The 13,854-nt window shown below is 34.8% G+C and carries 14 protein-coding genes and 1 riboswitch; of the genes, 7 read left to right on the top strand and 7 right to left on the bottom strand.

Annotation, left to right across the window (positions count from 1 at the left end; translation table 11 throughout):
- Positions 1-7 precede the first annotated feature (7 nt).
- Together rimI and tsaB are read right to left on the bottom strand one after the other, a co-directional pair.
- The gene (gene rimI / locus ABS911_RS00175) at positions 8-586 is read right to left on the bottom strand and encodes a ribosomal protein S18-alanine N-acetyltransferase (protein WP_350465700.1); all 579 of its coding nucleotides are present in this window, start codon (positions 584-586) and stop codon (positions 8-10) included.
- Positions 570-1,292 (bottom strand): tRNA (adenosine(37)-N6)-threonylcarbamoyltransferase complex dimerization subunit type 1 TsaB, encoded by a 723-nt coding sequence (gene tsaB / locus ABS911_RS00170; RefSeq protein WP_350465699.1) that lies wholly within the window; start codon positions 1,290-1,292, stop codon positions 570-572. Before tsaB ends, rimI begins: the two co-directional genes overlap by 17 nt.
- A gap of 256 nt (positions 1,293-1,548) precedes the next feature.
- On the opposite strand from tsaB, the gene ABS911_RS00165 reads away from it, so the two are divergent.
- On the top strand, positions 1,549-1,746 hold the full coding sequence (locus ABS911_RS00165) for a CsbD family protein (RefSeq protein ID WP_350465698.1): 198 nt from the start codon (positions 1,549-1,551) through the stop codon (positions 1,744-1,746).
- Positions 1,747-1,830: 84 nt separating this feature from the next.
- Complete coding sequence (locus tag ABS911_RS00160; RefSeq protein ID WP_350465697.1) at positions 1,831-2,583, top strand: NAD-dependent epimerase/dehydratase family protein; 753 nt, start codon at positions 1,831-1,833, stop codon at positions 2,581-2,583.
- 50 nt (positions 2,584-2,633) lie between these two features.
- On the opposite strand, the gene ABS911_RS00155 is transcribed toward ABS911_RS00160, so the two are convergent.
- Both ABS911_RS00155 and ABS911_RS00150 read right to left on the bottom strand, forming a co-directional pair.
- Positions 2,634-3,110, bottom strand: a complete 477-nt coding sequence (locus tag ABS911_RS00155; protein WP_350465696.1) for an AI-2E family transporter — start codon at positions 3,108-3,110, stop codon at positions 2,634-2,636.
- Positions 3,111-3,288: 178 nt separating this feature from the next.
- A complete protein-coding gene (locus ABS911_RS00150; RefSeq protein WP_350465695.1) occupies positions 3,289-4,752 on the bottom strand; it encodes an NCS2 family permease in 1,464 nt (487 codons plus the stop codon).
- A 168-nt stretch (positions 4,753-4,920) separates the two neighbouring features.
- Positions 4,921-5,021, bottom strand: a riboswitch (purine riboswitch).
- Positions 5,022-5,307: 286 nt separating this feature from the next.
- Here ABS911_RS00150 and ABS911_RS00145 point away from each other — a divergent pair.
- Both ABS911_RS00145 and ABS911_RS00140 read left to right on the top strand, forming a co-directional pair.
- A complete protein-coding gene (locus ABS911_RS00145) occupies positions 5,308-5,535 on the top strand; it encodes a glutathione reductase (protein ID WP_350465694.1) in 228 nt (75 codons plus the stop codon).
- A gap of 145 nt (positions 5,536-5,680) precedes the next feature.
- The gene (locus ABS911_RS00140; RefSeq protein ID WP_350465693.1) at positions 5,681-5,908 is read left to right on the top strand and encodes a glutathione reductase; all 228 of its coding nucleotides are present in this window, start codon (positions 5,681-5,683) and stop codon (positions 5,906-5,908) included.
- A gap of 359 nt (positions 5,909-6,267) precedes the next feature.
- Here ABS911_RS00140 and gorA read toward each other — a convergent pair whose 3' ends face one another.
- On the bottom strand, positions 6,268-7,620 hold the full coding sequence (gene gorA / locus ABS911_RS00135) for a glutathione-disulfide reductase (RefSeq protein WP_350465692.1): 1,353 nt from the start codon (positions 7,618-7,620) through the stop codon (positions 6,268-6,270).
- Between the two features lie 59 nt (positions 7,621-7,679).
- Positions 7,680-8,534 carry a glycosyltransferase family 8 protein gene (locus tag ABS911_RS00130; RefSeq protein WP_350465691.1) on the bottom strand — a complete coding sequence of 285 codons (855 nt, stop codon included), beginning with the start codon at positions 8,532-8,534 and terminating at the stop codon, positions 7,680-7,682.
- 273 nt (positions 8,535-8,807) lie between these two features.
- Here ABS911_RS00130 and ABS911_RS00125 point away from each other — a divergent pair, with 273 nt between their 5' ends.
- From ABS911_RS00125 to ABS911_RS00115, 3 genes are all read left to right on the top strand, one after another.
- The gene (locus ABS911_RS00125) at positions 8,808-9,386 is read left to right on the top strand and encodes a chromate transporter (protein ID WP_350465690.1); all 579 of its coding nucleotides are present in this window, start codon (positions 8,808-8,810) and stop codon (positions 9,384-9,386) included.
- On the top strand, positions 9,383-9,952 hold the full coding sequence (locus tag ABS911_RS00120; RefSeq protein ID WP_350465689.1) for a chromate transporter: 570 nt from the start codon (positions 9,383-9,385) through the stop codon (positions 9,950-9,952). The genes ABS911_RS00125 and ABS911_RS00120 overlap by 4 nt, the downstream gene beginning before the upstream one ends.
- 384 nt (positions 9,953-10,336) lie before the next feature.
- Positions 10,337-11,044, top strand: a complete 708-nt coding sequence (locus tag ABS911_RS00115; RefSeq protein WP_350465688.1) for an MgtC/SapB family protein — start codon at positions 10,337-10,339, stop codon at positions 11,042-11,044.
- Positions 11,045-11,099: 55 nt separating this feature from the next.
- Here the strand turns inward: ABS911_RS00115 and ABS911_RS00110 are convergent, their stop codons facing one another.
- The gene (locus ABS911_RS00110; RefSeq protein ID WP_350465767.1) at positions 11,100-13,847 is read right to left on the bottom strand and encodes a YfhO family protein; all 2,748 of its coding nucleotides are present in this window, start codon (positions 13,845-13,847) and stop codon (positions 11,100-11,102) included.
- Between the last annotated feature and the right edge of the window lie 7 nt (positions 13,848-13,854).

Genomic DNA, 13,854 nt, shown 5'->3' with positions numbered 1-13,854 from the left:
CATTTCCTCATAACGGCTTACTCATTTCCAGTGCATCTTCTCGGTCACCGGTATAGTATGCTTTTTTTATCTTCCCTTTTTTAAAACCAAGCTTACTATATAATCGCTGTGCATTTTCATTTGAAACTCGAACCTCTAAACTCATTTTTTTCATGCCTTCATATTGGGAAATTGTTTGTAATTCCGAAATCAAAAAAGTAGCAATTCCTTGTTTTTGATGAGCTGGAATGACAGCTACATTTGTTACATGAGCTTCTTCATCTACTAACCAAGCGCCGATAAAGCCGATTGCTTGGTTGGATTTCCGAACAATTAAGTAAATAGAGCGAGTATTTGTTTTGATTTCGTGTTCTAATGCTTTTTTATTCCATGGTGTTTTCCCATTGTAACAAAGTGTTTCTATTTTTAAAATAGCGGAAATATCAGCTTCTGATCCAATCGAAGTGTGTAAAAGAGAACCATCATCCAACTGAAAGGTTCTATTTTCTAGTTGTGCTCGTTTTGCCAACTTTTTATTGGAATCCATTTGATTAGTAAGCGTAATAACTTCTTCATTAATAAACCACTGCTTAAATTTTTTCAACATAAGCTTCCTCCAGTTGATCTGGATGCTCTTTACGCCAATTTTCCTCCGCTTCTGCTAGTTTCAAATAGTCAGGTGTGAACATGTGTGCATCTACAGGTTCTTCCTTTATCCCTAATAAACCTAAAACACCAGCTTTTGGCAGATGATCTTTTAACGGCGCTTCAAACACCCGGTTCGTTAAATGCTGTTCAAATGTATCTTTATATAAAAACCTGTCTTCTCCAATTAATTCAAATGTACCTTCTCTTCCACTTAAGTGCTCAGCCCATAATTCTGCTGAAATATGCGTATCGGGTTCAATTTGAACCAAATTTCCATTTTGCCATTGGTATAAACCAGTATAAATATTTTTACGACGAGCATCAAATAAAGGAACAAGATAGTGTGTTGAGGACTCACAATTTCCAGCTAGTGTTTTCAAACTAGAAATGCCAACTAATTCAACACCCAAAGTCCATGCTAACGTTTTAGCGATCGTTACACCAATTCTCAAACCTGTGTACGAACCTGGACCTTTAGCAACTACGATTCGATCTAGTTCACTAGGTTTCCATTGAACATCATTCATTAACTCATCAATAGCAGGCATCAAACGCTCACTATGATTCCGTTTAATATTTGTCGTAATTTCTCCTATAATTCTTTCTCCATCTAACACTGCAATACTCATTGCTTGATTAGAAGTGTCTATTGCCAATACCTTCATGAGACGACTCCTTTTTATATGACTAGGTTATTTATTCTAATTTTATTTTAGCACATATCTGATAAAAACTTAAATTCCTAATTTTCCAGATTAACCTGAAAGCGTATTAGTTGATTTTTTATTTACAAGAAGTTATGCTTCTTTATGTAAAAGGTATTTATTATCTCAGCTCCAAAAGTTTTAAGTTTACAGCTAAAAATTTAGTTAGATAATAGTATCACCGTCAAAAAATCTAGTTTCATAGGAGGAATTGAACATGGAAAAAGATAACGGAATGAAAGATAAACTTAAAGGTATTAAAGATAAGGTTGTTGGCGAAGCCAAAGATTCTTATGGTGATGTTACAAACGACCATAGCAAACAAGCTGAAGGTAAAGCTCAAAAAACCAAAGGCGGAGTTCAAAAAAAGGTCGGCAAAGTAAAAAGCGACTTAGATGACAAGAATAACAAGTAACATTTAAATTTGTTTCCCCCTAAAGAGTACTGCTAACGTGGTGCTCTTTTTAACTTAACTTATTTTTACTAAGGAGATTATATTATGGCTAACATCCTCATTACTGGAGCAACTGGAACCATTGGAGAAGTCTTAACAACTCATCTTAAAAAGAAACATAAGTTAACTTTAGTCGATATCGATTTTTCTGAGTCAGACAAAGAACTTGTAGAAGGAACTACTACAAAAGAATTGGATCTATCAGTCTTAGAGAACTGGAAAGGCCTGTTGGATGGAATAGATTATGTCATACAATTAGCTGGAGATCCTAGCCCTGACGCAGAATTCTATGATAGTCTTTTAGATTTAAACTATAAAATCCCACATAATCTTTACTTAGAAGCTTCCAAAAGTAAATCTATCAAACGGATTATTTTTGCTAGTTCGATCCATGCTGTTGATGCTTATCCGCAAAATGTACAAGTCGCTACAAATGATCCCGTACGTCCTGCTGATTTGTATGGGGTATCTAAAGTCTATCTAGAAGGTTTAGCCAGCCATTACGCTTTTACAACCGGATTAGAATCGATTGGCCTTCGCATTGGAGATTTTAAAGGTGATGACTTGCCTGCATTAGCTACACCGGATGCCATGTCAAATTACTTATCAGGCAAAGATATGTGCCATCTTGTAGACTGTTGTTTAACTGCATCACTAAAAGAACCCTTCTTACTCGTTAATGGTATTTCAAACAATACTTTCCCACGTTTAGATATTGACCAAGCTCGTGTTGACATTGGCTACCAGCCACAGGATGACGGTTTTAAACTGCTCGGTTACTTTTCAAAAGATGAATAAAAAAGGCTTCGTTACTCTAATTTAGAGTAACGAAGCTCTTTTTTTATTTCTTATTCACTCGGATAACTTTTCCGAACCATTTTCACTTCGTAAACAGCTTTTATTACTATGGCTACGAGTGCTCCCAGTATAGCTCCAAATGGGCCAAATAGCAGGATACAAGCAATAGTCGAAATAAAGGTGTAAAGAGGTCTTACACCAATTTCTCTACCCGTAACAAACGGTTCAGCAACTTGACGGATAACATTGATAACGATATACAATAATCCTAGTTGCCAAGCCATTGTGGTATTTCCCATAAAGAAATAAATCAATGCCCACGGAATCATAATGATTCCACTTCCTAAAATTGGAACCATATCTACAATAGCAATTCCTAAAGCTTTTAATCCCCAATGATCAATTCCAATGATAATAAACCCAATACATAGTAGGATAAAGGTCAATGCAGATAGTTTCAATGCTGCTTTAAAATACCCTTTTATCCCTTTTACTGATTGAGATAAAATTTCTTTTAAATCATTCATTTTTATTCCTCATTTCTCATTCATTTCTTCTATTGTACAAGAAGAACAAGGTGATGCAATCCAACTTGAGTAGTATCTTTAAAATCTACAAAAAAATCACCTTAACAATAACAGTTTTTCTCCTGTATTGTTAAAGGTGACCTAGGTACATGTTAGAAATTTTTTATTTAAACTCTTTTTAAATAAAAGCCATAATGATGAAATTAAGAACAAACAATCCAGTTGAGATCCATAATACAGGATGAATGTCTTTTGTTTTTCCTTTAGCCACTTTAACAATAACATAAAAAATGAATCCAGCAGCAATACCGTATGAAATGCTATACGAGAATCCCATAAAAATTGAAGCAAAGAATGCTGGAATGGCTTCTTCCAGATTTTCCCAATTGATCTCTAAGAATGATGACATCATCATTACACCTACTAATATTAAAGAAGCAGAGGTTGCTTGAGTAGGTACAAGTGCTACTAGTGGTGAAAATAAACTTGTTAATAAGAATAATACAGCTACCACAACACTTGTTAAACCAGTTCTTCCACCAGCACCAATACCAGCGGCACTTTCAACATAAGTTGTTGTATTTGAAGTCCCAAAAATAGCTCCAGCAGAAGTTGCGATTGCATCTGCAAACAATGCTTTGTCCATTTTTGTTTTGAATCCAGCACTATTGTCTAATGCTAATTCATCTTCAGCACTAAATATTCCTGTTTTACGACCAGTCCCAATAAAGGTTCCAATAGTATCAAATATATCAGACAAACTAAAAGCAAAAACCGTCATAATAACTAAAGGTAAACGTGCTACATCTGTAAATAATGAAATCATACCTTCATTACCAAATGCTGCACCAAAAGTTGTTCCTAATTCTGAGAAAGCATTTCCTAGTGAATTAGCTGGGTTAGATACGACAGATAAATCAACAACTCCCATTGGAATTCCAATAACCGTTGTAAGGATAATTCCTATCAAAATAGCACCTTTAACATTTTTAACTAATAGAATCACAGTAATGATCAAACCAATCAATGCTAGTAATGATCCTGGACTTGTAAAATTAACTAATGCCGGAACAATTCCTCCACCTGTTACAATATTTGAAATACCATCTGGGTAAGAAGAAGCTGCTGCATCAAAAGGAGCATTGTTAATCGATTGGATATTTCCCGGTTCAGAAGTAAATTGAAGAAAACCTGCATTTTTAATTCCAATATAAGCAACAAAAACACCAATTCCAGCGCTGATAGCATGTTGCAGACTTTCTGGAATGGAATGAATAATCAATTTACGTACTTTTGTTACCGTAATTAAGATATTCACTATTCCACAGATAAATACCATTGCTAGAGCTTCTTGCCATGAAAATCCTAGTGCAAAAACAACTGTATACGTAAAGAATGCGTTCAATCCCATTCCAGGAGCTTGTGCATAAGGCACATTTGCAAATAATCCCATCACTAACGTACCAATAGCAGCAGCTATTATAGTAGATAAGAAAACAGCTTGTGTAGGCATACCCGTTAAAGATAAAATTGCTGGGTTAACAAAAATAATATAAGACATTGCAAAGAAAGTTGTTAGACCTGCCGTGATTTCAGTGCTTACTTTAGTTCCATTTTCTTTCAACTTAAAAAACTTTTCCATTTTACTATTTCCCCACTTTATTTGTATTACAAGTGAACCTGAATAGTTAAACCTACTGAGTTTTTAGTTTTCTACCTAACTGCATTCGTAAAGATATAAGGACAAAAAAATAACTATAAATAATCGCAGTTCTTCCAATGTGTCTAATGACTCTCTAAATAAACCTAAATGAGTTTATTTAGAACCAATAGTCTGAACATTTACGGTGTCCGGTAGAAACTTAAAGCCCATATCGCTTAATTATATTCGGTTCTAAACATTGTATGTTAATTATAGAAGATGGTTCACTATAAAACAACCACAAAAGAAATATTCAATCAAATTAATCAACTTAATGTTCGTGTTTTATCTGATAAAACCAGTTAGATTAAGAAATTCGGAAAATTTAAGCTTTATTTCCTCTTATTTGTTTTTAATTCTCAACCGCTTTCTTAGTTCAGCTTCAATTTGTTGATCTTGCTAACTAATTTCAATTTCTTATACTAAAGGGTTTTCTTTTTTTATTTTACAAGTATTGCGTTACAATAGATTTATCATAAACAAGGGGGAGCTAGTATGGATTTCACACAAGTAAAAGGCTACAGCGAGTTAGATTCAAATCAAATCAGCTGGTTAGCAAATGTGTACGCACAACATATGGATACATTGGATGATCCTATTAAATACAGTAAGGAAAATATTAAAGAAGTCGTATGGAACAATAGTCTTCAAACCGTAGACGTTCACTTTGATAATGGTGAACTCGTACATTACAATAGCACTGGCGAATGGACTTACGAATAGTATAATTTTATCATTCAAAAGAGCACCAAAACAGATGGTTGATTCATTTGTTTTGGTGTTTTTTCTATTATTATTTCCAAACAGTTCTTTTTATTTTTTTTACAGTTAATAGTATAATTAGTAATAAACCATAGGAGGGGTTGTCATGGTCTCGAAAATAAATGAAATCAAAGGCTATTTCGACTTAGATGAAGAACAAATGGAAACTCTCAGTTTAGTATACGCTCATCACATGGATACCTTGCATAACCCTCCAGAATATACTATGGACAACATCGTTGAAATCAAAGTTGATTCTAAACAAAACTTTGTTTCTATCACCTTCATGAACGGAAAAATCTTCCATTATACCACTGATGGCTCTTGGTATTGATACAAGAGAATCCATTTAAAGTTAATTTGCTAAAAATCTAATAAGAGCTTTTATAAAAAAGTTCACCAGAGAACTCAAACTTATTTTTGATGGTCTGTTTCATCAGAAGTGAGCGTGAGTTTTCTTTGTTTAACTATTTTTTTCCAACCTTTTCGATTGCGAGAGATACCACTCTTACGTGGATTGCCTCTTCATGGAACAGTGACAACAAAATAATCACCACTTCTCCATCAAAGTTAGTTCCACGTATAAGTGAACAAAAAAAACATCTCACTCTTCTGTGGAAGAGTGAGATTACAAAGTGACGTGAGCCAGGTTTTGTCTTAAATTCTATTTTATTTAAACAATAGTTTTTTTGATTACCTCATTGTAACAAACTCTTCCGATCCAGTGGGATGAATAGCTACTGTATTGTCAAAATCCGCTTTTGTTGCTCCCATTTTTATGGCCACAGCAAATCCTTGGATCATTTCATCCAAACCTCTTCCAAGTCCATGCAAACCAATTACTTTTTCATTTTCACCTTGGCACACTAATTTCATGTACGTTTTTTGTCTGTTAGCTGTTATAGAACTGTGCATAGAAGTAAAAATGGATGTATACACTTTAATATCAGCTTCACCATAGGTTTCCTTTGCTTCTTCTTCAGACATTCCAATCGTTCCAATTGGCGGGTGACTGAAGATAACGGTTGGAATATTCGTATAATCCAAAAACTCGTTTGGTTTATTATTGAATAAGCGCTCAGATAGTCGGCGTCCTGCGGCAATAGCAACTGGGGTCAATTCTATACGACCGACTACGTCTCCAATAGCATAAATATTTTTAGCCGTTGTGTTTTGGTACTTATCTACTTTAATATACCCACCATCGTTTAATTCAACATCCGTTACCGCGAGATTCAAACCTTTTGTATTTGGTTCACGTCCAATTGCCCAAATGACAGCATCTGTTGTATGTGATGAACCGTCCTCAAAATGAATGGTTAAAGAGCCATCTTCATTTTTTTTCACTTCTTTAGGAACAGCATGGATATGTAAAGCTGCTCCTTCTCTAGCCATTGTTTCAACAAGTCCTTCGACAATGATCGAATCAAAATTTCGTAACGGCGCATGCTTTCTAACAAATAAATGCGTGTCTGAACCTAACCCATGTAAAACGCCTGCTAATTCAACAGCAATATATCCAGCTCCTACAACAGCTACCCTCTTAGGTAGTTCCGTTAGTTCAAAGAAACCATCTGAGTCCATTCCATATTCTGCTCCTGGAATTTCTGGCCAAGCTGGACGACCACCTGTAGCAATTAAGAAATGATCTGCTGTGTAATGCTCCCCGTTCACTTCAACAGTATGCGCATCAACAAATTTTGCATAACCGTTGATCAAATCGACTTTATTATTATTTAAGTTCTTTTGATAAATAGTATGCAATCGAGAGATGTATCCCTCTCTATTTTTTACTAATTTCCCGAAATTTAGTTGGCGATCCTTAATTGTAATGCCATAGTCTTCTCCATACAGGTTCATATCTTCCATTATTTGAGCTCCATGCCACATAACTTTTTTAGGAACACATCCTACATTGACACAAGTTCCGCCAATTGCATTGCCTTCAATCAAAGCCACTTTCGCTCCATGCATTCCAGCACGATTAGCTGAAGCAATACCGCCGCTTCCTCCACCAATTGCAATGTAATCATACTTTTTAACCATTAATCATTCCTACTTTCTTTTTGTTTTCAATTTACTATAATCTTTTCAAAAACAATCACTTATTCATTATCTTCTATCATTAAGTTTAACTCATTTTCTTGTTTTAAGATATCCTCAAAATAATGATAATAACCGCCTAGTTCATGTCGGTAACTTTCTCTTTCGATCCAAGGTTTGTGCTTTCCACAATAATGAATGAATACGACTTTTTCTTCTACCCATTCAATCGAAAACTTACGTGGAAAAACGCGTTTTAATTGAGAATAAAAACGAGCGTCTAAGTTATAAATTCGCCAATCAGCTTCTTTAACGTCCTTCCAATATAAATGGTTAAAAATATCTTGATCTGGAAGAACTAACCGATTTTTATTAATCTTGATCGCTGTAATTATTTCCTCACGATTTCGAGTGCTCCGTATTAAAGTGAGGTTCATCAAAATAACACCCGTATTAAAGTAATCTTCAGATGATAGAGTTCCTAAGCGGAGGTTATTGATCGGTTGTATCCATTTTGTAGCATAATCATGTGTTGTCGCTACAAATAACTTCCCTTCAAAATCTTGCTCATAAAAGGTTGAAAAAGAACGCAAATTTATAATGTCAGGATCAAGATATAAAATCCGATCTATTTCTATCGGCAGTACAAATGGAGCTAGCAGACGATAATACATTTCAATCGAATAGTAGCGATTAATAACTACTTCTTCTGAAAAAAGTTTTTTACAATCTATTGGAAAGAATGTATGTCCATTCCCTCTTATAAATCGGTCTACTTCGATTATTCTATTTTGCGGTATATTTTGATGCATCAAATAAATCGTCATTTTTTCTTTATCATTTGAACGAAAGATTGAGCAAAGAGCTGTAAAGAGTGGGTCTAAATAGTTTTCATTAAGTGTAAATAATAAATTCATAACATTTCTCCTATACCTTAATAATCATTTATAGTTTATCTGTTACCTATTTTCCTCTACCTTATGCTGTATTTTCAAATGTTCCTTCTTCATTATCTTAGTAGCTACATTAAAGTATGAATTAAACGAGCTGAAGTTGCAATCAAAGTAGTTTAAAAAAACAACCATTGTATAAAGAATTACTGTACATTGTATCGTACATTTTTTTTTTTACATTACTTTAATGTATACTTAAATTAATGAAATTTATTTTATAACAAAAAGGAGAGTTTTATGAAAAAAGATGCATCATTTTATTGGACATTATTTTTATCCACATTCACATTGAGCGCTTTTACCTTTGGTGGAGGATATGTGATTGTTCCGCTTATGCAAAAGCGTTTTGTAAAAGAGTTGAAATGGATTACAGAAGAAGAAATGCTTGATTTAGTAGCTATTGCCCAATCTTCTCCAGGACCAATCGCGGTTAATGCTTCGATTATCATTGGTTACCGCATGGCTGGTATTCGAGGAGCTCTCTTATCTGTATTAGGAACTTCTTTACCTCCACTGGTGATCATTACGATTGTTTCTTATTTTTATTTGGCTTTTCGTGATAATGCTATTGTAAATGCTGTATTGTTTGGTATGCAAGCTGGAGTCGCAGCTGTTATCGTAAATGTCGTTATTGACATGGTCAAAGGAATTACTAAAAATAAAAAGATCTTACCCATCCTTGTCATGATCCTTGCTTTCTTAGCGGCTGCCTTTACATCAATTAATATTGTCATTATTTTATTTATTTGTGGCGCAATAGGTGCTTATACAACCTATAGAGAGTCACATTTAACTAAAGGAGGGCTAAATAAATGATTTATTTGCAATTGTTTTGGAGTTTTTTCCAAGTTGGGGCTTTAAGCTTTGGAGGTGGGTATGCAGCTTTGCCTTTGATTCAAGAACAAGTAGTCGAGCAAAACAATTGGTTGTCTAGTACTGAATATATTGATATTCTAACGATTTCACAGATGACCCCTGGCCCGATTGCTTTAAATGCTTCTACCTTTGTAGGAACAAAAGTAGCCGGAATACCCGGTTCGCTGGTCGCTACATTAGGATGTATCACACCTTCTGTTATTATCGTGCTGCTTTTAGCCGTCCTTTATTATAAATATAAGGGGTTGTCTTTAGTCCAAGGAATTATTAAGGGGTTGCGTCCGGCTGTTGTTGCTTTGATTGCTTCTGCTGGATTGTCTATCCTATTGACTGCTTTATTCAACAGCGAAACACTTCCAGTTAAATGGGTTGAATTAGATTGGATTTCCTTGATTTTGTTTGGTATTGGATTAATTTTACTGCGAAAAACAAAAATCGGACCAATCTTTGTTATGTTGGCAGCAGGATTAGTGAGACTGATAATCTATGGAGTAACGGCACTTTAGTCTAAAATATTTTTTAGCAACTCGTGTCAACCTTTAAAAAGAAATTTTTTCTGGAATGAACGGTTTTGCTTGTATAGAGCCACGGGACCGCCTGAAGCCTGTAAGTCTTCAGGTTTTCAAGCCTTAAATAAAGCGTAATTGCTGAAGCATTAACGCTCTATAATTCGCATTGAATCCTAGACATGGCTACAAGCAACTCCTATTCCTCCAAAAATTTTATATATGTGCTGAACTAAAGAGCTTTAATTTATTTACTAATCAAAAAATTATAGCCCTGTTAAAGTTAAATCATTTGTGAATCTTTTTGTCTGCTTTATACTAAAGAAAAAGAGTCAATTAAAGCACTTTCATTTTGCATAGTTCCTCTAGAAAGTAGGTGTTTAAATGTTTGAATTAGAATACAGCGAAATCTTTCTCCGCTTGATCTTAGCTGTTGCATTTGGAAGTGTGATTGGCTATGAGCGTGAGATCAAAGGTCATGATGCTGGTTTGCGAACACATATTTTGGTATGTGCCGGTGCTTGTATCATTACGTTGGTTCAACTGCAAGTCACGTACAGCACAGTTGAAATGGGGTTAAGCCAACCAGATCTGGCTCAAGTGTTAAATACAGATATGACTCGTATGCCTGCTCAAATCATCAGCGGAATCGGATTCTTAGGAGCCGGTACGATTATCGTGACTAAAAAAAGTGTTACCGGACTGACTACAGCTGCTTCTATATGGACGATAGCAGGTTTAGGCATAGCTGTTGGTATGGGGAGTTATTTTTTAGCTCTAATGGGTTGTTTAGTTATTTTACTTGTTTTACGTGTGATAAAAAAACTCTTCCGTGTTCAAAGTTCAAAGAGAATCGAAATTTATTATGTAAATCGTGAAGAGACAAAAGAATTTCTTGCTAGTTATTTTGCTAGTATGCGAATCAATGTTCTCAGCTTAGATTACAGTGTGGACACTAATAATGTTGAAAAAAACAGTTACATTAACCTTTACACACTTAGTTTGCCGGATACCAAATCGATTGCTTCTGTAGTAGAAGATCTCTCAGAATTTGAATACATTCATCGTATCCATACGTTAAGAGAAAACTAAAAAGAACAAAAGTGAAAATTTCTCACTTTTGTTCTTTTTTTTATTCTACTAGCTCTTAGTGTTTATTCCAAAATACATGGTTTAATGCCAATAAGATTATTCCTGCTAAAGAAAGAAAAGCTCCCAAAATTAAAAATGGTGGTTGATACGTAAACGTTACTTCTGAAGTTCCTGACTCCAATGGAAGTCCTATAAATCCTTCATTAACAAGAATCGTTTCAACTTTTTCACCATTGACTTCCGCTTTCCAACCTTGAGTAAATGGAATCGTAGTAGCTAAGATCGACGGCTCAGCCATAGTAATTGAGCCACTGATCATTTTGTTGGTGAACGTTTCTATATTTAATTGATTGTCTCTCTTCTCCATTACTCTGTCTGAATAATCCTTATCTAAAGGAACAACGAATACAGTAATATCTTCTAGTTTATAGTTTCCTGCTTTAGAAAATTGAAGTGAAATTGTCTCTTCTTTGCTATGTTCATCTTGAAACCCCATATTAAACAACATATTTGTCCGTTTAAAATAAGAACTAAAACTCAATACATCCGATTGACGAATCGTCTTTTTTCGTTCCCCTAGTTTTACTCGAGCATTAAAAGCAGTAGGAGTACCTGTTAAAGGGTCACTTACGCTAGGCGTAAAATCCAATCCTTCCAAATAAACATACACTTCAGACTGTTGCAATACGGTAGGATCATCCAGCAGCAGTTCCACTTTTCCATTATCCTCTTTTATCGTTATTCCATCTTCTTCAATGCTAGCTTTACTTTTATTCTCCGAAACCAATTGATACCCTTCACTTTCAACCTTTAACGACTGATCAAATAATGTCAAATCCGTTGTATCTACCTCTTTTGAGTCAACCACAACTCCGTAAGATAAGAACTGCTCTTTTTCGATAGGATTCATTTTTTCAAACAATTCATACGTTAGGTATGTCGGGTTGGCAGATGCAAAAGGAAAATAATTTTTTGTTTCAGCTACAATAAAAGATGAACTCTTATCAGAAAGGTTTTCCACCACTTCATACCCATACGGAAGATAAGCTTCATTTTCTTTTTCTGTAAGAATATACCGGACTCCTAAAAAATTATTTGCAATTTGTCGGTCGTCAAATCCATTTCGTAGCGGTTGAATGAGCTGAAATTGACCTGTTTCTAATTGGCGGGCAAAATTTGAGATAAAACCATTTGAAACCGACAGATAAGAATTCAGCCCCATTTCTTCTAAAATAATGAATTGATTCTTTATATGATTGTCTTTACTGGTTACTCCAATGCGAGAGATATCTGTATCTTTCGGAATTTGTTGCTCTAATTGATCAAAAGTCGTTAAATATTCATCATCAATCGTTCCATAATCTACCGATAGCTCAATCGTATTTTGTCCCCATGAGTAATAATACTCCATTGCATTGTAGCCTAAATTCGCCATGATGAGCAGTAATAATGCCGCGGAATAAAATCCTTTAGACCGTTTTGTTAATGCTTTTTTATTTTGCTGTTTATTTGCTAAAACTAATACCAGCCACATCACACTTGCAAAGATCAAAGGAGCGATAAAGGCTGCTCTAAAATCGATTACTTGAATAACTATAAACAATGCTCCTCCATAAAGCAGGAGCATACAGCCCATAGCTAAATACTCTTTTTTCTTCAAGTTGAACCGATCGTTGTAAAGAATTGTAGCTCCTAAAGAAACAAACAATGGAATAGCAAATGTCCAACGATTGTAGGGGCCTGCGAAACCATTCATAATGGAACCAAATGCCGGCAGTGTCAACATCACTGCAAATAATCCTAAAGTTATTGGAATAAAACTAAATTTTTTACGTTGCATCCAAAGCATCGGCACCATCAATAATGCAAATGATGAATAGCCAAAAACCGTCCATAAGTAACGTTCAGAAATAAATAAATTTAGTATTAATGACCAATAATACTTAACGGGGTACACGAGCAATCCACTAGCAAAATTCCCCGGCTCTCTTGAAGATTGTAAGAAACCTCCTACAATTGGGACGAATAAAATACTCGACAATAACAACCCAATTAAATAAGAATAGACGGCTTTCCAAACATAAGCCCACAGTAATTTGCTGTTTTTTGTACCATATAGATTAAAATATCGGATAACGGCGTAAATAAAAGTCAGTACACTCAACATATAAAAGAAATAAAAATTGCTACATGCACTGAGAAAAACAACTACAATGAATAATGTATTCGATTCATTGTGCAAAATCTTTTCAATTCCAATACACAGTAACGGGAAAAAGAGCATCGGCATTAGAAAAAAAGGATGCCGTGTAACATTTAATACCACATAAAAAGTGAAGGTGTACATTAATGAACCAACTAAAGCACCTGAACTCGCTAGTTGCATTCTGCGACAATAGAATAAAAAAGCAATTCCTATGGCATACACACGTAATAAAACTAGCACATGGTACGCAAATTCCGTCATACTTGCAGGAAATAACAACCCTAAGTAAACAAACGGATCACCTACTACATAATACCCATAAGCACTTAATACATCTGCACCCATGCCATTTGTCCAATCCCAAAACTGGAGACCAGCTGAAGGATCTGCAAAATATGTCTTTATCAGGGATAAATAATCTTTAAAAATTAAGTAATGCTGCGAAAAGCCATCACCTTCCCAGATAAATGATTTTTGCAACACGATAAAATAGCTATAAATCGCTGTGATCATAATAAGAAACAAACCTGTAAAAAGGGCAAATGTCAGCTTAGTGATCTTTTTTTCTTCTAATAAATTCTCGCCAAGGACTTTCATCAACTGG

It is taken from the genome of Carnobacterium sp. (assembly GCF_040274425.1).
Note: the sequence above shows the minus strand (reverse complement) of the source record. Positions and strands in the feature narration are given on the sequence as shown.